The 20,781-nt window shown below is 57.8% G+C and carries 18 protein-coding genes and 1 tRNA gene; 11 read left to right on the forward strand and 8 right to left on the reverse strand.

Annotated elements, in window-relative coordinates; all coding sequences use genetic code 11:
* Positions 1 to 77: 77 nt before the first annotated feature.
* Entirely contained in the window at positions 78 to 1,514 is a 1,437-nt protein-coding gene (locus GRI58_RS11950) for a L,D-transpeptidase family protein (RefSeq protein WP_160753837.1), read from the forward strand.
* Between the two features lie 19 nt (positions 1,515 to 1,533).
* Here the strand turns inward: GRI58_RS11950 and GRI58_RS11955 are convergent, their stop codons facing one another.
* The 3 genes from GRI58_RS11955 to ispG form a co-directional block, all read right to left on the reverse strand.
* The gene (locus GRI58_RS11955) at positions 1,534 to 2,250 is read right to left on the reverse strand and encodes a murein L,D-transpeptidase catalytic domain-containing protein (protein WP_160753838.1); all 717 of its coding nucleotides are present in this window, start codon (positions 2,248 to 2,250) and stop codon (positions 1,534 to 1,536) included.
* A gap of 63 nt (positions 2,251 to 2,313) precedes the next feature.
* Positions 2,314 to 2,844 carry a retropepsin-like aspartic protease family protein gene (locus GRI58_RS11960; protein ID WP_160753839.1) on the reverse strand — a complete coding sequence of 177 codons (531 nt, stop codon included), beginning with the start codon at positions 2,842 to 2,844 and terminating at the stop codon, positions 2,314 to 2,316.
* 62 nt (positions 2,845 to 2,906) lie between these two features.
* A complete protein-coding gene (gene ispG / locus GRI58_RS11965; RefSeq protein WP_160753840.1) occupies positions 2,907 to 4,052 on the reverse strand; it encodes a flavodoxin-dependent (E)-4-hydroxy-3-methylbut-2-enyl-diphosphate synthase in 1,146 nt (381 codons plus the stop codon).
* An 86-nt stretch (positions 4,053 to 4,138) separates the two neighbouring features.
* Here ispG and GRI58_RS11970 point away from each other — a divergent pair, with 86 nt between their 5' ends.
* On the forward strand, positions 4,139 to 5,149 hold the full coding sequence (locus tag GRI58_RS11970; protein WP_160753898.1) for a zinc transporter ZntB: 1,011 nt from the start codon (positions 4,139 to 4,141) through the stop codon (positions 5,147 to 5,149).
* Between the two features lie 4 nt (positions 5,150 to 5,153).
* On the opposite strand, the gene GRI58_RS11975 is transcribed toward GRI58_RS11970, so the two are convergent.
* Both GRI58_RS11975 and GRI58_RS11980 read right to left on the reverse strand, forming a co-directional pair.
* Positions 5,154 to 6,116: an SDR family NAD(P)-dependent oxidoreductase gene (locus GRI58_RS11975; RefSeq protein WP_202386959.1), complete on the reverse strand. Its 963-nt coding sequence runs from the start codon at positions 6,114 to 6,116 to the stop codon at positions 5,154 to 5,156.
* 74 nt (positions 6,117 to 6,190) lie between these two features.
* On the reverse strand, positions 6,191 to 7,087 hold the full coding sequence (locus GRI58_RS11980; RefSeq protein ID WP_160753842.1) for a prephenate dehydratase: 897 nt from the start codon (positions 7,085 to 7,087) through the stop codon (positions 6,191 to 6,193).
* Between the two features lie 128 nt (positions 7,088 to 7,215).
* Between GRI58_RS11980 and GRI58_RS11985 the strand changes: the two genes are divergently transcribed.
* Entirely contained in the window at positions 7,216 to 7,896 is a 681-nt protein-coding gene (locus tag GRI58_RS11985) for a c-type cytochrome (protein ID WP_160753843.1), read from the forward strand.
* Between the two features lie 24 nt (positions 7,897 to 7,920).
* Here GRI58_RS11985 and GRI58_RS11990 read toward each other — a convergent pair whose 3' ends face one another.
* Together GRI58_RS11990 and GRI58_RS11995 are read right to left on the reverse strand one after the other, a co-directional pair.
* A complete protein-coding gene (locus GRI58_RS11990) occupies positions 7,921 to 8,601 on the reverse strand; it encodes an SAM-dependent methyltransferase (protein WP_160753844.1) in 681 nt (226 codons plus the stop codon).
* Positions 8,598 to 9,791, reverse strand: coding sequence for a Ppx/GppA phosphatase family protein (locus tag GRI58_RS11995; RefSeq protein ID WP_160753845.1), 1,194 nt, complete (start codon positions 9,789 to 9,791; stop codon positions 8,598 to 8,600). The genes GRI58_RS11990 and GRI58_RS11995 overlap by 4 nt, the downstream gene beginning before the upstream one ends.
* A gap of 185 nt (positions 9,792 to 9,976) precedes the next feature.
* Between GRI58_RS11995 and GRI58_RS12000 the strand changes: the two genes are divergently transcribed.
* Positions 9,977 to 10,050: transfer RNA gene (locus tag GRI58_RS12000), tRNA-Gln, on the forward strand.
* A gap of 157 nt (positions 10,051 to 10,207) precedes the next feature.
* Here GRI58_RS12000 and GRI58_RS12005 read toward each other — a convergent pair.
* Complete coding sequence (locus GRI58_RS12005; RefSeq protein ID WP_337190972.1) at positions 10,208 to 10,462, reverse strand: helix-turn-helix domain-containing protein; 255 nt, start codon at positions 10,460 to 10,462, stop codon at positions 10,208 to 10,210.
* A gap of 448 nt (positions 10,463 to 10,910) precedes the next feature.
* Between GRI58_RS12005 and GRI58_RS12010 the strand changes: the two genes are divergently transcribed.
* The 7 genes from GRI58_RS12010 (at position 10,911) to GRI58_RS12040 (ending at position 20,781) form a co-directional block, all read left to right on the forward strand.
* The gene (locus GRI58_RS12010; protein ID WP_160753847.1) at positions 10,911 to 11,078 is read left to right on the forward strand and encodes a hypothetical protein; all 168 of its coding nucleotides are present in this window, start codon (positions 10,911 to 10,913) and stop codon (positions 11,076 to 11,078) included.
* A 465-nt stretch (positions 11,079 to 11,543) separates the two neighbouring features.
* Positions 11,544 to 11,852, forward strand: a complete 309-nt coding sequence (locus tag GRI58_RS12015; protein ID WP_160753848.1) for an antitoxin Xre/MbcA/ParS toxin-binding domain-containing protein — start codon at positions 11,544 to 11,546, stop codon at positions 11,850 to 11,852.
* 447 nt (positions 11,853 to 12,299) lie between these two features.
* The gene (locus tag GRI58_RS15690) at positions 12,300 to 12,455 is read left to right on the forward strand and encodes an excalibur calcium-binding domain-containing protein (RefSeq protein WP_160753899.1); all 156 of its coding nucleotides are present in this window, start codon (positions 12,300 to 12,302) and stop codon (positions 12,453 to 12,455) included.
* A 469-nt stretch (positions 12,456 to 12,924) separates the two neighbouring features.
* Complete coding sequence (locus tag GRI58_RS12025) at positions 12,925 to 14,118, forward strand: LacI family DNA-binding transcriptional regulator (RefSeq protein WP_160753849.1); 1,194 nt, start codon at positions 12,925 to 12,927, stop codon at positions 14,116 to 14,118.
* Positions 14,119 to 14,247: 129 nt separating this feature from the next.
* Positions 14,248 to 17,124, forward strand: coding sequence for a TonB-dependent receptor (locus GRI58_RS12030; RefSeq protein WP_160753850.1), 2,877 nt, complete (start codon positions 14,248 to 14,250; stop codon positions 17,122 to 17,124).
* 268 nt (positions 17,125 to 17,392) lie between these two features.
* A complete protein-coding gene (locus GRI58_RS12035; protein ID WP_202386953.1) occupies positions 17,393 to 19,234 on the forward strand; it encodes a glycoside hydrolase family 3 protein in 1,842 nt (613 codons plus the stop codon).
* Positions 19,235 to 19,278: 44 nt separating this feature from the next.
* Complete coding sequence (locus tag GRI58_RS12040) at positions 19,279 to 20,781, forward strand: tryptophan halogenase family protein (RefSeq protein WP_160753851.1); 1,503 nt, start codon at positions 19,279 to 19,281, stop codon at positions 20,779 to 20,781.

A 20,781-nucleotide genomic window follows, 5' to 3' on the forward strand; every position in this document is an offset into this window, starting at 1 on the left:
CAGGCGCGTTGCTGGAATGACGGCATTGATATTGCTATGGTCCCGCCGTGCTCCGGCAGGGGCTTTGGGGTTTTGATATGAACGCGAAGACATTCCTTTTCGGTGCGGCGGCTATAGCTATCGTGGCCAATCCGGTGCTGGCGCAGAACGCGCCGCAAGATCTGCTGCCACCCGACCCGGCAGCACATGCCAAGCCATCACCGGTGCCATCGGCATCGCCAATGACCGCAACGGGGCAGGATACGGAGGCGCAGGCCGACCATCCTACCGTTGAACAAAGCTTCACCGAGTTCGAGCAGCATGAGGTCGTGCAGCCGACCTATGCTATGGTCGCGAACTGGACCGTACTGCAGGCCAAGGCACTCGTGAAATACGCCGAAGGGATCGGCACGGAAGGCCTGGACCCCAAGGATTACCAGCTGGACGCGTTGGCTGCGGCGATAGCGCAGGGACCGGGCGATGCGCTCAATCAGGCCGCCAGCCAGACCTTTGACTGGCTGGTCGAGGATTTGCGCGACGGACGCACGCCGATGGAAGACCGCCTGCAATGGTTCGTGGTCGATCCCGATCCGGACCGGATGCCGACGGGCAAGCTGCTCGCCCAAGCGGTCAAGACGGGCAAGATTGCCGCGACCCTGCATGGGCTCGACCCGGTCAATCCCGACTATGCCAAGTTGAAGGCAGAGCTGGCGAAGACTACCGATCCCCAGAAGCGCCTGTTGATTCGCGCCAATATGGATCGCTGGCGGTGGCTGCCGCAGGATCTCGGCACGCATTACCTGCTCACCAACATCCCTGAATATAAGCTGCGGCTTGTGGTCCATAACCGCATCATCAAAAGCTACCGGGCAATTGTCGGCAAACCGGGCCGCACCGCGACGCCGCAACTCGCCGAAAGCGTGGAGGCGGTGGTGTTCAATCCGACCTGGACGGTCCCGCAGTCGATCGTTCAGGGTGAAGGATTGGGTGCAAAAGTGCTCAACAATCCCGCCTGGGCCAAGTCTGCCGGCTACAAAGCGACCAAGGGGGCGGATGGTGTCACCTATGTGGTCCAGCAACCCGGGGCGAACAATTCACTTGGGCTGATGAAGCTCGACATGCCCAACCCACATGCGATCTTCATCCACGACACGCCGCAGCGTTATCTGTTCAACAAGACGGATCGCGATCTGTCACATGGCTGCGTGCGGGTGCAGGACGCGCGCGAACTGGGCATGACCATGGCGATGCTCGGCAACATGACCAGCAAAGAGGACATTCCGACAATCCAGGCCGAGGTGCAGGACATCTCGACCAGCGGAAAATACACGCGCTACCCGCTGACCAATCCATGGCCGGTTTATCTGACCTATTTCACCATGGCATCCGACGTCGACGGCAAGCTCAGGACCTTCGACGATATCTACGATCGCGACGCCCCTGTGATCGCCTCATTCAGCAAGCCGCGTGAGGCCAACCGCGCGCGCAAGACGAGCGAGAAGGTGGTACCGATCATAGACGATCTACAGACCTGACCGGCGCTGGGCCGGTGCCTCAGACGGTAATGCGCTGAATATCGCGTTCGATGGTGCCGCCGGTGGCCGTCTGGGGAAGCATATCGGTCTGGGGGTCGGGCGGGGTTACGACAGAGCCGTCTTCCGCGAGGCCAAGGCTCCCGGCAAACAGCAGACGCCCGCCGCTCAGGCGGATCAGGGCTTCGTGGAATTTGGCCGGGTCCATGGCAAAGCATCCGTCGGACCGGCCCAGCTTGCCCCAGCGCTGAACATGTTCCTCTGTTGCATAGTCGGCCGGATGCATCACGATGGCGCGGGGCAGGGCGTTGGAATTGGTCGGGTCCATCCCATCGATACGCATCGACGTGCCGTATTTGCCGTCGTACCAGCTGCGCGTCCTGAAAGAGCCGCGGCAGGTGCACAGCGATTCTTCGATATTCGAATATCGTTTTAGCCAGCCGTCGTGTTCCTTGTCGGACCCATAGCCGTGCGTAACGAGGAAGCTGTCTACCCGTCCGCCGTCCATATCGACGAAGTGAAAACGTTTGCTCGCCGAATGCAGGCCGAAATCGGCAATAGCCACCAGATCGCGGTGCCACAGAGCCGAGCCCGCAAGCGCAATCTCGCGTTGTGCCAATTCAGCAAGTTGAAGGTCGCGAGCGGCAGTGGGAGAGGCAGGCTGTGCGAAGACGCGCGGAGCGGCACTGAAGGCGGCTCCTGCAAGAATACCGGTCTTGATGAGTGTGCGTCTATCCATCGTTGCAACACCGTAACAGAGCATCCTATCTGCCGCCAAGTGCAAAGCGCCCGGACGGTTGGGTCACCCGCCAAGCAGCATTCGATCGCCCTCGATTCGCACCGGATCCACTGTGGTGAGATAGGATTGGCCCAACAATGACACGTCGAGGCCCTTGGGAATGATTACCGCCTGAACCTGTCGTGCCTCGTGGCGACCGAGTTCGACGCTGTCGAGCGTGACTGGCACACCCTCCACAGGGCCGCTGGCTCCGCTGCCCACGACGCGAACGTCCGCCTGATTCCAACGCAGTCCGATCGCGCTGGCGTCCGCCCCGGTAAGCGCGACGACGCTTGCGCCTGTATCGACCAAAGCGTGAATCCTCGTGCGGTTGACCGAGACATCGCTGTAAAAATGGCCGTCCGCAGAGCGCGACAATTCAGCTGTACCGGCGAAGTAATTGTCCAGCTTGCGCTGCTTCTCCGCTTCGGTGACCTGCTTGCTCGCCGTGAGCGCTGCCTCCTTCGAAGAAGCTTCGGCTACTGGCTTCTGTGGCGAAGCGAGCCATCCGACGGCGATGATCGTTCCAAGGGCGATGAGCAGTGCGTTGCGCATCGCTCGATCATGTGGGCAAGGGCTTTAAAACCGCGTAAATTCCATCGCCTGTAATGCAGACGCTATTCCGCTATCTCAAGCGCATCTTTGCCAGATATTTCTGCGTCTGCCGCTGCCTCTATCTCGGCAGCCCGTGTCTCGACCAACGAAACGATATGGTCGAGCATATCGGCGTCCTGTACGTGGTGATCGGTGACGCCAGACAGATAGACCATATGCTTGCCCGCACCGCCGCCGGTGATGCCGATATCGGTTTCACGCGCTTCGCCCGGACCATTGACCACGCAGCCCAATACCGAAAGCGAGAGCGGTGTCTTTATATGCTGGAGCCGTTCCTCCAGCGCCTGAACGGTGCGAATGACGTCGAAGCCCTGCCGCGCGCAACTCGGGCATGACACGACGCGCACGCCGCGCGTCCGAAGGCCCAGCGACTTGAGAATTTCGAACCCCACGCGCACTTCCTGCTCCGGTTCGGCAGAAAGCGAAACCCGGATGGTATCGCCGATCCCCGCCCACAGCAGGCTACCCATCCCGATCGAGCTCTTGACCGTGCCGCCGATCAATCCGCCTGCCTCGGTAATGCCAAGATGGAGCGGGCAATCGACCGTTTCCGCAAGGCCGTGATAGGCTGCCACCGCGAGGAAAACGTCGCTCGCCTTCACAGCCACCTTGTACTCGTGGAAATCGTGGTCCTGTAGCAGCTTGATATGATCGAGCGCGCTTTCGATCAGGGCTTCGGGGCAGGGCTCGCCGTATTTTTCGAGCAGGTCTTTCTCAAGGCTCCCGGCGTTCACGCCGATGCGGATTGCGCAACCATTGGCTTTCGCTGCGCGGACGACTTCGGCCACGCGCTCCGACGAGCCGATATTGCCCGGATTGATGCGCAGGCAGGCCGCGCCCTTGTCTGCCGCTTCGAGTGCGCGTTTGTAATGGAAATGTATGTCGGCAACGATCGGGATATTGGCGGCGCGTGTGATCTTGTCGAAATGCGCAGTCGAATCGGCGGTGGGGCAGGACACGCGGATGATGTCCGCACCTGCATCTTCGCAGCGGCGGATCTGGTCGATCGTCGCGCCGACGTCCTCGGTCGGGGTATTGGTCATGGTCTGTACCGTGATCGGCGCGTCGCCGCCGACGGGGACATTGCCGACCATGATTTGGCGGCTTTTGCGGCGCTCGATCGTGCGCCATGGACGTATTGCTGACATGACACGCAATATAGACCCCGGATGATGAAGGGGCAATGACACGCTCGGCCCGTGACAGCGTTAAAATTCTGCGGCAGATGAATGCGATGCGCGAACATGACGATTTGACCGATGAAGCCGCCGGAAATGACGCATTGCTGTTCGGGCGTGTGCTCGATGGCGAAGGTGGCGGACGGCCGATTTCATGGGAGGAGGCGCACGGTTGGACGCCAAGTGGTCAGCAGGATGTCCTGTGGCTGCATATCCGTCGCGATGCGCCCGGTGTTCAGCAATGGCTCGAATCGCAATTCGGTATTCCCGAACCGACTGCGGAACTGCTCACCTCGCAGGGCACGAGGCCGCGCGCTTTTCGCGAAGGGCTGGCGCTTGTGGCAACGCTGCGCGGGATCAACTTCAATCCCGGAGCCGAGCCCGAGGATATGGTCTCGCTGCAATTGTGGAGCGATGGTCGGCGGCTGGTGACCTTGCGCAGTTCACCCCTGCAAACCCCGCGCGAGGTGATGGCGCGGCTCGACAGCGGATCTGGCCCAGTCGATGCCGGGGCAACCATCAGCCTGCTGGCCGAGCTTCTGATTACCCGCATGAACCAGTCGATCGTCGATATGAACGAAGTGATCGACCAGCTTGAGGATGAAGACCCTGAGCGTGATCCCGAGGGGATGCTCAAGCGCATTTCGACGATCCGCCGCAATTGCCTGGCGCTCAAACGCCACATGTCACCCCAGCATGAGGCGCTCGAGCACATCAGCCGCGAAGCGCCATCTTGGTTCGAATCCGATGACCGCCGGGAAATCGCTGAATCGATTGCGCGCTTGCGCCGCTACATCGACGATGTCGACATCAGCAAGGAAAGCGCGCTGGTGTTGCAGGACGAATTGCGCGCACGCAGCCTGTCCTCGAACGAGAACGCCACCTATATGCTGACCGTGGTCGCGGGGGTGTTCCTGCCACTGTCCTTTCTCACTGGCCTGCTGGGTATCAACGTCGGCGGTATGCCGGGGGTCGACAACCCGGAAGCGTTCTGGACCGTGGCCGGTATCTGCGGTCTCGTGCTGGTCGGCCTGGTGGTGCTGTTCAAGCGGCTGCGCTGGCTGTGAAGGATCAGTAGGCGAAAGTTTCGCCCACCAGTTCTTCCGACAATTTCCAAAGCTGCTCGGCCTTTTTCGGCTCGATCGCATAGGAACGAACGCCTTCTGTTGTGCTGTCATCGTCGATTTCGGCAACGTGACAGTTTTCGGCATAAAGGCCGCCGCGGTCCGCCAGTTCGGAAGCGGTCGCGACCCAGCACGTCGTTGCCGCGCCCTGTGGGATCGACTTGAAGCCTTCGCCCGAGCTTCCGCTTTCCTCCGCCAGCTTGCGCATACGAGCCATCATGAACTGGATGTCCTGTTCGCTCATGTGCCTCCCAAGATTGGTCATGATGCCTCCCGGATGCACTGCATAGGCGTGGATCCCCTTGCTCTTCAGGCGCTTTTCAAGACCGACCGAGAACAGGATATTGGCCGTCTTGGACTGACCATAGGCCTGCCATTTGTCATAGTCCCGGTGTTCGAAATTCGGATCGTCGAAATGGACCTGGTCGAAGTGATGGCCGCGGCTCGACAGGTTGACGATCCGCTGTGCGCTGCCATTCTCGACCAATGGCATCAGCAGGTTGGTGAGCAGGAAATGGCCGAGGTGATTGGTGCCGAACTGGGTTTCGAACCCGTCGGCCGTACGCCCGAGCGGGGCGGCCATCACGCCGGCATTGTTGATGAGAATATCGATCCGTTCGAACCGTTCGGTGGCATCCTTGGCTGCAGTCCTGATCGAATCGAGCGAAGCGAGATCGCACACCAGCGTCTCGACCTCGGCACCTGTCTCTTGAGAAATTTCCCTGGCTGCCGATTCCAGTTTTGCGGCATCTCGCCCGGAAAGGATCAGATGCGCGCCCTTTGCTCCCATCGCACGCGCGGTCTCGCGGCCGAGCCCGGAATAAGCGCCGGTGATAAATACCACCCTGGTGCTCAGATCCTTGTCGGCCAGGACTTCGTCTGCGGTGCTCTCAAAGCCGAATTCGCTCATCATCGCTCTCCTTGTCGTTGGCTGCAATATCGGAACCGATCGACCACAGGGCAAGCTGACGTTGAGAACGAAACTCAGCCGCGCTTCCTGGCCTGTGCGTAACTGCCAAGCATCTGGACATCCCCCTGGCAATGGAAGGTCAGTTCCTCAAGCGCGCTGTCCACACGCCGGTCGCCCGGCATGCCTTCGATCTCGGCATAAAAGCGTGTGGCGGCAAAACTCGTGCCGACCTGATAGCTTTCGAGCTTGGTCATATTTACCCCTGCCGTCGCGAAGCACCCCAGCGCCTTGTAGAGAGCGGCCGGCACATTGCGCACTTCGAACAGGAAGCTTGTCATCGCTGACTTCCCTTCCAGCGTGTGCGGGTCGAGAGCATGAGCCGCCAGCACCACGAAGCGGGTGGTGTTGTCATGCGTGTCCTCGACTTTGTCCTCTACGATGGTGAGGCCATAGAGCTCGGCAGCTAGCGGCGGTGCAATGGCTGCAAAGCTGGGGTCGCCCCGATCAGCGACCAGCGCAGCGGCACCAGCCGTATCAGCGTAGCTCATCGCGACCAGGCCTCGCTCGGCGAGGAACTTGCGTGATTGGGCGAGCGCATGCGGATGGCTGTAGGCGGCTTCGAAAGGCCCCCTGCTCAACCCCATCAGCGCGTGAGTGATGGGCATGAAATATTCGGCCACGATGAACAGCCCGCTTTCAGGCAGCAGGAAATGGATATCGGCGACGCGACCTGCCTGCGAATTGTCGATCGGGATCATCGCCGCGCCAGCAGCGCCGGAGCGCACCGCATCGATTGCATCGTCGAAGCTGTAGCAGGGCAATGGCAAGCAATCGGGCTGATGAGCCATGGTTGCCTGATGCGAATTCGATCCCGGTGCACCACCAAAAGCGACAGCGCCCGCAGGAGCTGCTCCGGCGGCAGAACGCATGGTATCGACCAGTGCGGCGGCGGGCTTGGGAAATTTGCGCATAGTACGCCGCTGCTATCCGCAGGACGCAAGCTGGGCAAGCACCCAGCGCCCCTCTTGCCACCATGCGCAAGCCCCATTAGAGGAATGCTCGAATTTAATGGGGGACGCATTCTTGCGGGCAATCACGCATGGACGATCGCTTTAACACTGCCGCCGGTTGGGTCTTGTTTTCTGGAATCGTCGCGTTGGGCGCCTCGATTTTCAGCGGGCTTTATTTCCATGCCGACAAGCCGGAATCGCCTGAAAAGATGGGCTATTTCATTGAAGGTGCCGCAGAAGGCGGCGATTCGGACAAGCCGACCTACGATCTGGGCACCGTGCTGGCAAATGCCGACGTGTCGAAGGGCGAGAAGGTTTTCGCCAAGTGCACTTCGTGCCACACGATCAACCAGGGCGGCCCCAACGGGATCGGGCCCAATTTGTATGGTACGATCGGGGTGCCGATGGGTGAGGGCAAGAACGGCTATGCGTTCTCAAGTGCACTCTCCGGCCATGGCGGCAACTGGACCTACGAGAACCTCGACCATTGGTTGACCAGTCCGCGCAGCTTTGCGCCGGGCACAAAGATGAGCTTTGCCGGTCTTTCAAATCCGCAGGATCGCGCCGATGTCATTGCTTATCTCAAGGCCAATGGCGGAGGTCCGGCATATCCGCCGCCAGCCGCCCCGGCAGCGGATGCATCGAAGGACGCCAAGGCAACTGATGCAAAGGGCGATGCTACGCCTGCGGCAGATGGCAGCGCAGCACCGGCTGAGAAATCCAGTGATACGCCCGCGGCAGAGACCAAGGACGCAGCGCCCAAGGCCTGATTTCTTCCAGCGCCTTTACGGTCGTTAGCCGGGGATGTCTTCGGCGCGGCCTTTAAACCCCTGTGCAATCACGTACCATTCCGACGAGCCCTTGCGGCTCGCGGGTGGCTTGGCGTGCTTAACGGTTCGGAAGTGCTTCTTGAGCAGCGCGAGAAGCTCGGTATCGGTCCCGCCAGCCAAAACCTTGGCGAGGAACGTGCCGCCTTCCGCCAATGTCTCGATCGCGAACCATGAAGCAGCTTCCACCAGTCCCATTGTGCGAAGGTGGTCGGTCTGTTTGTGGCCGACAGTGTTGGCCGCCATGTCGCTCATGACCAAGTCGGGTGGCCCATCGAGCGCTTCCTGAAGCCTGGCGGGCGCGTCGTCGGCCATGAAATCCATCTCGAAGATCGTCACGCCCTCGATCGGCTCGGTCGGCAGAAGATCGATCCCGACCACGCCAGCCTTGGGCAGACGCCGACGGATAACCTGACTCCATCCACCCGGAGCGATCCCGAGGTCGACGACACGCGTGACCCCTTTGAGGATCGCGAATTTTTCGTCCAGCTCGATCAACTTGTAGGCCGCGCGGCTACGCAGCCCATCGGCCTTCGCCTGCTTGACGTAGGGATCGTTGAGCTGCCGCTCCAGCCAACGCACCGAAGACGCCGTCCTGCCGCGCGCCGTCTTGACGCGTTTGTCCGGGTTGCGACCGGCGCGACTCACAGGTCGTCTCGCTGGCTCTGGATTTCCGACCGGGATTGCTGGCCTTGCGAATTGGCGGCGATCAGGCTGCGCAGGATACCCTCGCGAATGCCGCGATCGGCGACGGCCAGATCACGTGCCGGCCAGATATCGAGGATAGATTCGAGAATAGCGCAACCCGCCACCACCATCCGCGCTCGATCTTCGCCGATGCACGGCACCGTCTTGCGTTCGGCGGCGCTCATCGTCGCAAGCCGACGGCAAATATCCCGCATACTGTCGCTCGGCACGATCAATCCGTCCACGGCCTGACGGTCGTAATGCGGGAGTTCGAGATGCAGGCTGGCGAGCGTGGTGACGGTCCCGCTGGTGCCGAGCAGCCGAACATGTTTGGCCTGTCTGGCAACCGGGGCCACACGCTCTACGAAGGGCGCGAAGCTGTCATCGACCAGCTTGCGCATCGAAGCATAGCGTGCCCGCCGGTCTTCGTCGCTGCCACCGGGAGGCGCAACGCTGTCGGTCAGCGACACAACGCCCCATGGCACACTCAGCCAGTCGAGGATGCGCGGTACCGGGCCGCCCGGTTCGATCAATACCAGCTCGGTCGAACCGCCACCGATGTCGAACACCACCGCCGGGCCTTCACCGTCTTCGAGCAGGATATGGCAACCGAGCACCGCAAGTCGGGCCTCCTCCTGTGCGGAAATTATGTCGAGCGCGATACCGGTTTCCTCGCGCACCCGGGCGATGAAATCGGCGCCATTGGTCGCCCGGCGGCAGGCTTCGGTCGCGACCGAACGCGCCAGATGGACGTTGCGCCGCTTGAGCTTCTCCGCGCAGACATGCAGCGCAGCAAGTGTGCGTTCCATCGCAGCGTCGGACAGTTTGCCGCTTGCGGCCAGACCTTCGCCCAAGCGCACGACCCGGCTGAAGGCATCGATCACGGTGAAGTTCTCGCCCGAGGGCCGGGCGATCAGCAGGCGGCAATTGTTGGTGCCAAGATCAAGCGCGGCGAACGCCTGCCGCCTTTCGCCTGTCCGTACAGGTTTGGCATTGTGCGCGCCATGCGAGCCCGACCGCCTTAGCGTGGACTGCTTGCGCTTTTCGGGCTGGGAAGGACGCTTGTAGCGGAAATCGGCTACAGTGCCGGACGTGCCGCCCTTCTTTCGTTCAGCCCCCCTTTTGATGTCCGGCGGAGAAACATCCGCCATGCGGGGTACTTTCTTGTTTTCCTTGCCGCGCCACAAACATGCAGCGCGAAGACCTGACAACGATGCTAGTGCGGCGTGACGTGCAGGGCAAGGGTTTCGCCTCTGATCGGAACTGGCTTCTCTTGACCTTGCCCGACCGCGCGACTAAGTGCCGCGCCTTCCCGGCTGTCCATCGCCGGTCGCGATGCCCCGTCGTCTAATGGTAAGACTACGGACTCTGACTCCGTCAATTGAGGTTCGAATCCTCACGGGGCATCCACTGCTTTTCCTAAGAAAAGCAAGAATTTGGGTAATAAATTCCCACGGGATTTAAGCACCAATCGCATTTACCGAATTTTTCCGCAGATTTCCGCGGCTTTCGTGACTTTGCGCGTTAATGCGGATTCTTCCGCGCGACATGGATGCGACAAAATCGCTCAGGTCGAATGCGGCGTAGCCTCTGAACAATCCGATATCGTTAAGTCTGCAAGAAGGACTGCCGGACTGACCCCTAGGCCTGACGCAATCGCACAAATGGTCGTAATACTTATGTTTTGTGCGCCCCGCTCGATACGCCCGTAGTATGATCGATCAATTTGAATTTTTTGCGCGAACTTTTCCTGCGAGAAGCCCGCGTCTTCGCGCATCCTACGGATCTTGGCCCCAACGATTTGAACAGCGCGCTTAGTCACGTTGCTTAGCTGACAACAGGTCGCGGAAACGTCTACGGGCTAATACGCCACGGCTTTTATATCTCATTCATTGGTGGTATAGAGACTCACTAGTGCAGTGATGCACTAATCATCGCTGGTGAGCCCCAACGGCGGGCTGGTTAATCTTAGTTGTTCTCGCTCGGCCGGAGAGTTCGCGGACGGGTCGGCGACTCGCATGCTAAAGGCTGTGCTCAAAGGTGGCGATGCCTCGGTGAGGGCTCACTTTTACAGCATGTAACTTAGCCGCCCACCATTATAATTTGGAGGAACGGTCATGCACATTTGTTACAGCTACTCTCCGCAGCGTCCTTATATTGCGAAGGACCTTCAAAAGATAATCGACTTTTTCGAGCAACACGGTGTTGACTGCCTGACGAACCTTGAGATCCGCTGTTATCCTTGGCGTGGCTCCAAAAGACTGCAGGCTGTGAACGAGGACGGGAAAATTCGCCCGTTCACGATTACGCTTCAGCCTGGAGATGAACGCTACGAGCCCTTGCCGCCCAATGTGCGGTACGAACCGATAACTATACGCGAAAGACCCGATGATCTCGACGATACCGGACTGGCTACGGTCTTCGGTTTAGATGATTGACAGTTCGATATGTCCTGCCGCTCAAACCGGTCCTAATTTCGTCGTCAGGAGGAACTAGGTCAAGCCTCCCGTACTTGCGATGCCTAGCAATCCAAGCTTGTTGAACCTCAGGGATGTGGGCCGGATTTCTGATGTGGGAGTTTCGCTGTGCGAAGCAGTGCATTTGGTCGGGGCCGCCGGAGAACGATCCAATCGCGCTGCCTTGGAAGTAGCAATGCGCATATGGGCCGGGGACCTTTAGGTCAGCATCTTCTTTATAAAAAAATACCATCGCTGGCTGGATGGCCAAACACCTCTCGAACGTGCCGCGCTGTCGGATGAAGGTCTTGCGTTCGTAATCGATATGACTGGTGATATTGAGGCTGGAGTTTACATCTGATGGGCAAGCCTAAAGTTGAGTCCGAAAGTGCGAGCAGAGATAGCATCTGCCTACGTGCATTCGGCAGAATTGCAGCGCATTGGAACATGAGCGTTTCAGAGCAACGCTTACTGCTAGGAGTCGACGAAGAGGTCCTGCAGGAGTGGATGGATCATGCTCGAGCTGGGCATCAAGTCTCGCTCTCTAACAACGTTTTGGAAGGCATAGGCTGTGCCCTCTCGATCTATGCATCGCTGGTGATCCTGCTTAACCATGAGCGATCGAGAGATTGGGTGCGTGCGGCTAATCGAGCACCACTATTTCAAGGTAAGTGCGCGATGTCCCTAATGACATCCGGAAATCGCAAGGATCTGGAAGATGTCGCTCGGTACTTGCTGGGCGAACGCTACAGATGAGAAGATCCTTTGCCAGCCGACGTCCCAACACCATCGCCTTGCTGCGTGAGCTTAAGCGTGATGTCCGCTTCCCTAAACAAACGTCATTCGCGACGGCTTGTTTCATCGTCAAAACCGGTCGTTCGTTCAGGTTGCGGATTTCAGCGCTTCATGGGCCGATTTCGAGTTTTCTGCCGCTGGTAATGGAGCCGATCCTAACCTTGGTTGTGCATCCAAATCCTCTTCAAGATAGGCGCAGTAAGCGGGCCTTTACAATTGCATGGTAGATAGGCCGGATGTCTCGACGTCATTCTCCTCGGCAATTCCGGCCCTAGCCGGCAACGGCGGCCGAAGGAGACTGAGACGACCTTCGAGACTGCGAAGCGATACGGGTTTGTTGCCTGCGTATCAGGCCTCGCCATCGCATTCGGCGCGAATGCCTGGGACAATGCTTAAAAGCGTAATGCCATCCTTGAGGCATTACCACCAGGCTATAAGTACTCTGGTTGCGATGAAGTCCGTGCTGCTGGTGTTGCGCCGCTTTTCAGCTCGGAACCGGGCTTTTCCGATCGCTTAGATGGAGACGGCGATGGCATTGGCTGCGAACCATATCGAGGCCAATAGTTAGGCCGTCTTCTATCTGTCTGGTTCAAGGCTCCGGAACTGGGGCGCAAAAATTCGAAGGGAATAGTGGGCGGGCCCGAAGTTGCCAACAAAGCAAACGTCCAAGAACGCCAACTTGGCCGTCGAAACCGGCCCTTCAATCACGCAGCGGAATATTGCCTGTCCTGGGCCGCAAGCTGCCTTCTGATTGCGTGTTATCGATACTGGGAAAGCCAACATACAGGCGAAACAACGGGTGGATTCGCAATCGCCAACAAAGCCGACATTCGCGACACCTTGCATGGTCATCAAGACCGGTCGTTCGTTCATGCGATAGATTACTGCCCCTCCTGCGCCGTTTACGGTCAGTCCGCTTCAGTGTGCCAAAGGGGCAAGGCAGACTATCAACGTGACAACCATCCAGCTTGCCGGCAAACGACAGAATCGATTGAGTACGCCTAAAGTCCAACTTCTTTCAAATTGTCAATCCATGGATATCGATGAAGCTGGATTGGCACTAGAAGAAGATAGATTCGTCGCTTCAATAGCAGTGAAAAATGCGTCTCCTAGCGATGATAACCTCATCAAATGTAGAGTTGGGCTTGTAAAACGGCGAGCGATCGGAAAGTTAGCGGTCGTGAAAAAACCGACAATTGACGATGTGGCATCCTTAGCCGGCGTGGCCCGGACAACTGTCTCGCGAGTGCTCAACAATCAACCAAATGTTCGCGAAACTATGCGACGTAAGGTACTACAAGCGGTAGAAACGCTCGGGTTTCAGGTAAATCTACAAGCGCGCAACCTGGCAGGGCGCAATGACATCAGAATTTGCCTGGTCCATGCGTCAGATTTCGAAAACGAGCCAAATTCTTACTTTAGTTCAGCCCTAGAGCTGGGTGCCACTAGGGCGGCTGCTCGTCTCGGTGTACAGTTGCTCATCCATGTCGTGAATCAAAATGATTGCGAAGCAGCCAAGCAAATTATTTCACGGGTTATCAGTGATGATTGCGACGCAGTGATCTTGACGCCCCCCTTCGCCGACGATGAGAGCTTGCTTAGGTCTCTCGCCGGCGCTGGACGACGCGTGCTTTGCGTCGCTGCGGCTCCTGACACTGCTGATCTGGCGATGACACTGGGAATAGACGATGAGCGAGCAGGATACGATATCGGCCTTCACCTTGTATCTCGTGGGCATCGCAAATTTGGATATGTCGGCGGGCTTGAAGGCCACATTTCCGCTGAAAGCCGATATGAAGGATTTCTTCGGGCGCTTGCGTGCTCCGACATCAGCCCGGATGCGGTGGTCAAGGAAAGAGGTAATTTTACTTTCCGGTCCGGCATAGAATGCGGGCAGCGGCTACTTTCCGCCGCTCATGGCATAACCGCTCTTGTTTGCGCTAATGACGATATGGCTGCCGGAGCATTGCTGGCGGCACACAAGCTTGGACTTCAAATTCCGTCCGATGTGGCAATCACAGGTTTCGATGACACGCCTGTATCACAGATCGTTTGGCCGCCACTTACCACCATACACCAGCCCTTACGCGCAATGGGCGAACGCGCAGTTGAACGATTATCTACCTCCACGGAAGAGACGTTGGACGAACCTGCAAGAGAGCTATGTGAGCATCATTTGATCGCTCGGGAATCCAGCGTGAGTGAGGCAATTCAGCCACACACTTGATGCATCAGTACAAGGTCACTTGACCACCAAATTGAATTGTAGCATTCGGAATTGGAAGCGCTTCCAATAGTGGACGCCGGCAGTTCGCCGGCGGGCAGGAAACAAGCCAGCGATCAGGGAGGAAATCTGATGTCGACCGAGGTCAAATCTGTTTTGAGCGTCAAACGGGCTGCGCGGCGTTGCCCTTTCGGGCTGACTGCAGCGTCAGTCTTTGCCTTCGCTGCAATTCTCCCAACGTCGGCGGTCGCTCAGGAGGCCGGCAGCGCAAAGTCGCCTGGCGATCACTCCCAATCCACCGATGCCCGTATCGCTGCGAAGGCCAAAACGACCACTGCTGATGGCAATGAGCAAAGCTCTGCTCCGACCGAACCCAGCAATGAAATTGTGGTGACCGGATTCCGGCAGTCAATCGCCAACGCAATCGATCTAAAACGTTCCAACGACAGCATTGTCGAGGCAGTAACGGCAGAAGAAATCGGCAAGCTGCCCGACGCTTCGATCGCAGAATCTATCGCGCGTCTGCCGGGCATTGCTGCGCAGCGCGTTGGTGGACGGGCCGAAATTATTTCAGTGCGCGGGTTCCCGCCCGCGTTCACGAACGTGTTGCTGAATGGACGCGTTCAAGCCAGTTCCAACTACAACCGGGCTGTAGAATTCGATCAATACCCGTCCGAACTTCTGTCCTCGGTGGTGGTCTACAAAACGCCAGATGCCGATATTTCCAGCATGGGACTTGCCGGAACGGTCGACCTTCGAACCATCCGCCCGCTTGCCTATGGCAAGCGCACGATCGCGGTGAACATTCGCGGTCAGTATGACGAGGGCGGCGGTCGCAACGCCGACATGCCAAAATGGGGCGGTCGCGGCAGTATCAGCTATATTGATCAGAACAAGGACGGCACGCTGGGCTGGGTGATCGGCTATGCCCATCTCGATGCGCCCAGCCATACCGACCATACCAAGAATTGGTTCTATGATACCTACGGCGGCACCACCAATCTGCTGTCCGGGCAGGAAGTCTTCGCGACCAACAACCGCGATATCCGCGATGGCGTAATGGCGACGTTGGAATGGCAGCCGAGCGACACGGTCCACAGTACCCTCGATCTCTATTACTCGCGTTTCAAGCAGCGCACCATCAATCGCGGCGCGCAATGGTATTCCGACCAATATGTCGATGACGGAACCTTCAGCAACGTCCAGAGCCAAACTATCGGCGGGACGGACTTTGGTGTCTCGGGTCATTTTGACAACGCCGTCCCGATCATTCGCAATGACAACAACCGCCGCGATGACGAGCTATTTGCGATCGGCTGGAACGGCGAATTCAAAATGGACGATCGCACGACGTTCGTCGCCGATCTGAGCTATTCGTCTAACAAGCGCGACGAGACCTATCTCGAAACCTACCAGGGTTACGGCGCCGGACCGTATCAGACGCGCACTACCGACGGGTATGATTTCTCGATCCCACAGAATGGCTTTCCTCAGTTCACCGGCTTCGGGCTCGATTATGCTGACGCCAGCCAGGTGACGCTGGGCGATCGTGCGCCTTGGGGCGGGTGGGGCCATGACGGATTGCTCAAATCGCCGCATGTCAAGGAATCGGTCGGCGCGATCGATCTGGGGCTGAAGCGCGAATTCGGCGGCGTCATCAGCGATATCGATATTGGTATCAATTACACCCATCGCCGTAAGACCAAGACTGTGACGGAACTCGACCTGTTCCTGAAGAACGACCGCGAGCAAGTTCCCATCGATCCGCAATACCTTGTGTCGCCGACATCACTTGACTTCGCTGGTATGGGCAGTGTTCTGGCTTTCAACCTGCCGGCGGCGTTCAGCAACTATTACGACGAAGTCCAACTCCAGGACATCAATCATTTCGACAAGGCCTGGGGCATTACGGAGGATCTCGTCACGCTCAGGGCCAAGGCCAATATCAGAGCGGGCAAACTGCATGGGAACGTCGGGGTGCAGGCGGTGATCGAAAATCAGTCGTCTGACGGCTTGCGAATTTTCGATACGACGTCGCCACCAACAATCTCGCCAGTTCAAATCAGCGATCGTTACACCGATGTCTTACCCAGCCTGAACCTGATCTACGACCTCAACAGCGCGATGCGTCTGCGCTTTGCCGCTGCCAAGGTCATGGCTCGCCCCAATATGGACGACATGCGAGCCAATCTGCTACCCAGCTTCAACAGTTCGGTCTGTGCAGGCTCTCCTGGTTGTACGCCAGGCCAGGAGGTTCATCCCTGGTCAGCGAGTGGCGGCAATCCCTACCTCCAACCTTGGCGGGCGAAGGAAATTAACCTCGCACTCGATTGGTATGGCGGCAAGGCGACCTATATTAGCGTCACGAGCTTCTATGTCTGGCTCGACAACTACATCTATACGCAGGCGCTGCCCTACGACTTTACCGGTCTTCCTGAACCCGCAACTGCATCATCTATCCCGTCCAACGTAATCGTTAGCCCGGAAGGTACACTGACCGCGCCTGCAAATGGACAGGGTGGTTATGCCAGAGGAATCGAAATGTCGGCCTCGTTGGAGTTCGGCAAGCTAACCCGACTGCTTGATGGGTTTGGCTTCACTGGTAGTGTAGCCTATACTGATGCGTCGCTCGATAAGGCTGCTGCATCGCAGGTCGGCAACCTGCCAGGCCTTTCTGACTGGGTCTATAACCTGACCGGCTATTACGAAAAGAACGGTTTTCAGGCGCGGGCTAGTTATCGTTATCGCTCTGGGTTCAAGGGAGAAGTTGTCTCCTTGTTCACAAATCTGGGTTATCCTTATATCCTCGCCGACAAGCAGCTTGATGCTCAAATCGGATACACGTTCCCGGACAATTCAAATCTGGCAGGCCTTGGCGTCCAGCTTCAAGTGAGCAATGTGCTCAATTCACCTTATCGCACCAGCTATACAGTAAATGGCACACAGATGCTGGAAACCTATGAAGAGTATGGACGGGAATGGCTGCTCGGACTGAGCTACAAATTCTGATCTCTTCTTAAAGGGACCCGATCCGTTGCTTATCGGGCGGTTCAAATCGGGTCCCAAAATTGTCTTAGATATTGCCCGCAATCCAGCGAAAGGTCTGAACTTGCCCGTCGTGCGAAACTCAAGGCTGCGTGTTTCCCTTCTTCCACTCGCGCTGCTGGTATTGGGCTCTACACCTGCCAGTCTGGCTTCGGTTCCTGAGTGGACCGCAGCGCAACGATCCGTGATAGCGGCATGGCCTCCGCGCTCTACCACTACGACTAAAAGTCGGTTGAGTACTGCCGACGAGGAGCGGATCGCCAAGATTGTTGCCGGGATGACCCTCGAACAGAAGATTGGGCAGATGACCCAACCCGAAATTCGCTGGATTACACCGGATCAGGTGCGCCAATATTATATCGGCTCAGTGCTTAATGGTGGTGGGTCTTGGCCTGAAATGAATAAGCATGCGTCGCTCTCCGACTGGACCAGACTGACAAAATCGTATGCTACCGCGGCGATGGAAACCGATATGCCCACGCATATACCGCTACTTTGGGGAATCGATGCGGTACACGGCAACAACAATGTGATGGGTTCGACGCTTTATCCCCACAATATCGGGTTGGGAGCAGCGCATGATCCTGAACTCCTGTTCCGCATTGGTCGGGCGACAGCGCGGGCGGTTCGTGCAATCGGTGCAAGCTGGGCGTTCGCCCCTACCGTCGCCGTCTCGCGTGATGCACGGTGGGGACGGGCTTACGAAAGTTTTTCAAGCGATCCCGTTGAGGTTGCAAAAGACGGTGCGGCTGTCGTCCGCGGACTGCAGGGATCGATTTCCGGACCTGACGACGTACTGGCAACGGCCAAGCATTTTGTCGGCGATGGCGGCACGGCTCGAGGTCAGGACCAAGGGGACAACCTGGCCACTGCGAATGCACTCGCCCGTGTCGATGGGGCAGGATATTATGCCGCGCTCGACGCGGGCGTCCAGACCGTCATGGTGTCCTATTCGAGTTGGACCGATGGTGGCAAAATTCCGTTTGGCAAAATGCACGGTGACAGAACGCTGGTCACCGGGGTGCTGAAGGACAGGCTTCATTTTGACGGGTTAGTCGTGTCCGACTGGAATGCGATCGAGCAGGTCCCAGGCTGTACGGTGGATCATTGCCCGCAAGCCGTGAATGCGGGAATCGACGTATTCATGGTGTCCGAGAAATGGAAGGAATTCATCGCCAACACCGTAGCGGATGTGCGCGCGGGAAGAATTCCCATGAGCCGAATAAATAATGCCGTGACCCGCATCCTGAGGGTCAAAATGCGTGCTGGCCTCTTCGATCACCCGGTTGCATCCAGCCCGCTCACTGGCGATCAAGCCGCCCTGACTGATCGCCCCTTGGCCCGCGAAGCAGCGCGTAAATCCGTGGTTCTGCTGAAGAACAATTCGTTCAAGACCAGCGCATCGCCGATCTTGCCTCTGCGCGTTGGCAAGCGCATTCTGGTCGTAGGCGGCGGAGCTGACAGCTTTGCCGAACAGACCGGGGGCTGGTCGCTTACCTGGCAAGGTGACGATAACGTCAATGCCGATTTCACCACTGGTGAAACGTTGCTGGCAGGGCTGAGGCGGGTCTATGGCGCTGCCAACGTTACCTATTCACCCGATGGCACGGCTCTCGCAAAGGCGCAGTACGATGCCGTGATCGCAGTAATTGGCGAAACACCCCATGCTGAATACAAGGGTGACGTGCGATGGCCTGCTCCGCTTGCCGAATCCGCAAGCTATCCTGAACAGCTCAAGCTGCTGAAGCGAGTATCAGGCAAGGGAGTTCCGGTGGTGACTGTGCTCTATTCGGGGCGCCCGACATACACTAGCGATATAATCAATCGCTCTACAGCCTTTGTCGCCGGGTTCCTTCCCGGCAGTGAAGCCGGAGCGCTTGCTGACCTTCTCGCCGGAAGAAAAGGTCTGGACTTCAGCGGTCGACTCTCATTTGCATGGCCTAATACTGCCTGTCCCACAGGTGGTGAACTTGCCAGCGAAACACTGTTCAAACGCGACTACGGCCTGAGCTATCACCATGGCGGCACTGTCCATCATCTGGCAGAATTGTCAGTACCTCGATCTTGCCCCTAAACCGGTAGAGATTGTCGCAACGCCCGGAACGAGCAATAGGCAGTATGGTCCCAATTAAACGCATTCTGATTGCCGGAGGAGGGTCGTCGGGATGGATGACGGCCGCATTGCTGTCCAAGCTGTTTCAGGGCCTCTACGAGATCGTGCTAGTTGAATCCGACGCGATTGGTACGATCGGGGTAGGCGAAGCCACTATCCCCGCGATCAAGAAGTACAACGAGTTGCTGGGCCTCGATGAAAACGCGTTCATGGCCTCCACCCAAGCCTCGTTCAAGATGGGTATCCAGTTCGTCGATTGGTGGCGCAAAGGCGAAAGCTATATTCATGGGTTCGGTGTCATTGGCCAAAATCTGGAATGGCTTGGATGCCATCAATATTGGTTGAAGGCGCGTGCCACAGGTCATGTGCGCTATTTCGCCGATTATTCGATCAACACTGCGGCGGCGCTCCAGAACAAATTCCTTCGCGCCCAAACGCAAATGGGTGAAAGCCCACTCAGCCACATCGTCCACGCATTCCATTTCGATGCATCGCTATTTGCGCGTTTCCTCTCAAATTTTGCTCAACAGCGCGGTGTGCATCGCCGTGAAGGTCGCATCGTCGATGTGAATTTGCGCAGCGACGGATACATCGAGTCTGTCACGCTGGAGGACGGAGAAACCGTCGCTGCTGACCTGTTTATCGATTGCTCTGGCTTTCGCTCGCTGCTTCTCGGACAGGCCCTGAGTGTACCATTCGATGATTGGTCGCACTGGCTACCATGCGATCGGGCCATCGCCGTACCAAGCGACAGGGCGGTAAACTTCACACCTTATACGCGTGCGACAGCGCATGGCGCTGGTTGGCAATGGCGTATCCCATTGCAGCACCGCACTGGCAATGGCCTCGTCTATTCCAGTCGGCATATAGCAGACGAAGACGCTGAAAACCTTTTGCTATCCAACCTCGATAGCGCACCGCGGACCGACCCGCGTAGAATTGCGTTCAAAGCTGGAAAGCGGAAAGAGCTGTGGCGAAAGAATTGCATTGCTATCGGACTGGCCGGGGGCTTTCTTGAGCCGCTTGAATCGACCAGCCTGCACTTGGTCCAGTCGGCGATCATCCGACTGGTCAAACTGCTCCCGGACCGCAATTTCGATCCCGCAACCATAGCCGAATTCAATCGTCAGAGCGATTTCGAATATGAACGTATCCGCGACTTCATCGTCCTTCACTATGCCGCAACGCAGCGTAACGATACCGAGTTCTGGAATTACTGCCGAACCATGGATCTGCCAGATACGCTGCAACGAAAGATAGATCTCTGGATGGGCAATGGGCGCATCTTCCGGGAGGATGACGAGCTGTTTGCGGAGGAAAGCTGGATCCAGGTCTTCATTGGCCAGGGACTGATCCCGCGCGGCTATGACCCAATGGTCGATATGAAGAAGGACGACGATGTGACGCGATACCTCGACGATATAGCCATGGTGATTGGTAAATGCGTGAATGTGATGCCAACGCATGAAGACTACGTCGCGAAAACATGTCCGGCTCCTGCACCATGA

This window comes from Qipengyuania algicida, assembly GCF_009828025.1.
In the GTDB taxonomy this organism is placed as follows: domain Bacteria; phylum Pseudomonadota; class Alphaproteobacteria; order Sphingomonadales; family Sphingomonadaceae; genus Qipengyuania; species Qipengyuania algicida.

Excerpts from the sequence above, each read along its gene's own strand:
- GRI58_RS11950 (WP_160753837.1), top strand. The coding sequence starts at position 78 with ATGAACGCGAAGACATTCCTTTTCGGTGCGGCGGCTATAGCTATCGTG.
- GRI58_RS11955 (WP_160753838.1), bottom strand. The coding sequence starts at position 2,250 with ATGGATAGACGCACACTCATCAAGACCGGTATTCTTGCAGGAGCCGCC.
- GRI58_RS11960 (WP_160753839.1), bottom strand. The coding sequence starts at position 2,844 with ATGCGCAACGCACTGCTCATCGCCCTTGGAACGATCATCGCCGTCGGA.
- ispG (WP_160753840.1), bottom strand. The coding sequence starts at position 4,052 with ATGTCAGCAATACGTCCATGGCGCACGATCGAGCGCCGCAAAAGCCGC.
- GRI58_RS11970 (WP_160753898.1), top strand. The coding sequence starts at position 4,139 with ATGCGCGAACATGACGATTTGACCGATGAAGCCGCCGGAAATGACGCA.
- GRI58_RS11975 (WP_202386959.1), bottom strand. The coding sequence starts at position 6,116 with ATGAGCGAATTCGGCTTTGAGAGCACCGCAGACGAAGTCCTGGCCGAC.
- GRI58_RS11980 (WP_160753842.1), bottom strand. The coding sequence starts at position 7,087 with ATGCGCAAATTTCCCAAGCCCGCCGCCGCACTGGTCGATACCATGCGT.
- GRI58_RS11985 (WP_160753843.1), top strand. The coding sequence starts at position 7,216 with ATGGACGATCGCTTTAACACTGCCGCCGGTTGGGTCTTGTTTTCTGGA.
- GRI58_RS11995 (WP_160753845.1), bottom strand. The coding sequence starts at position 9,791 with ATGGCGGATGTTTCTCCGCCGGACATCAAAAGGGGGGCTGAACGAAAG.
- GRI58_RS12015 (WP_160753848.1), top strand. The coding sequence starts at position 11,544 with ATGAGCGTTTCAGAGCAACGCTTACTGCTAGGAGTCGACGAAGAGGTC.
- GRI58_RS12025 (WP_160753849.1), top strand. The coding sequence starts at position 12,925 with ATGGATATCGATGAAGCTGGATTGGCACTAGAAGAAGATAGATTCGTC.
- GRI58_RS12030 (WP_160753850.1), top strand. The coding sequence starts at position 14,248 with ATGTCGACCGAGGTCAAATCTGTTTTGAGCGTCAAACGGGCTGCGCGG.
- GRI58_RS12040 (WP_160753851.1), top strand. The coding sequence starts at position 19,279 with ATGGTCCCAATTAAACGCATTCTGATTGCCGGAGGAGGGTCGTCGGGA.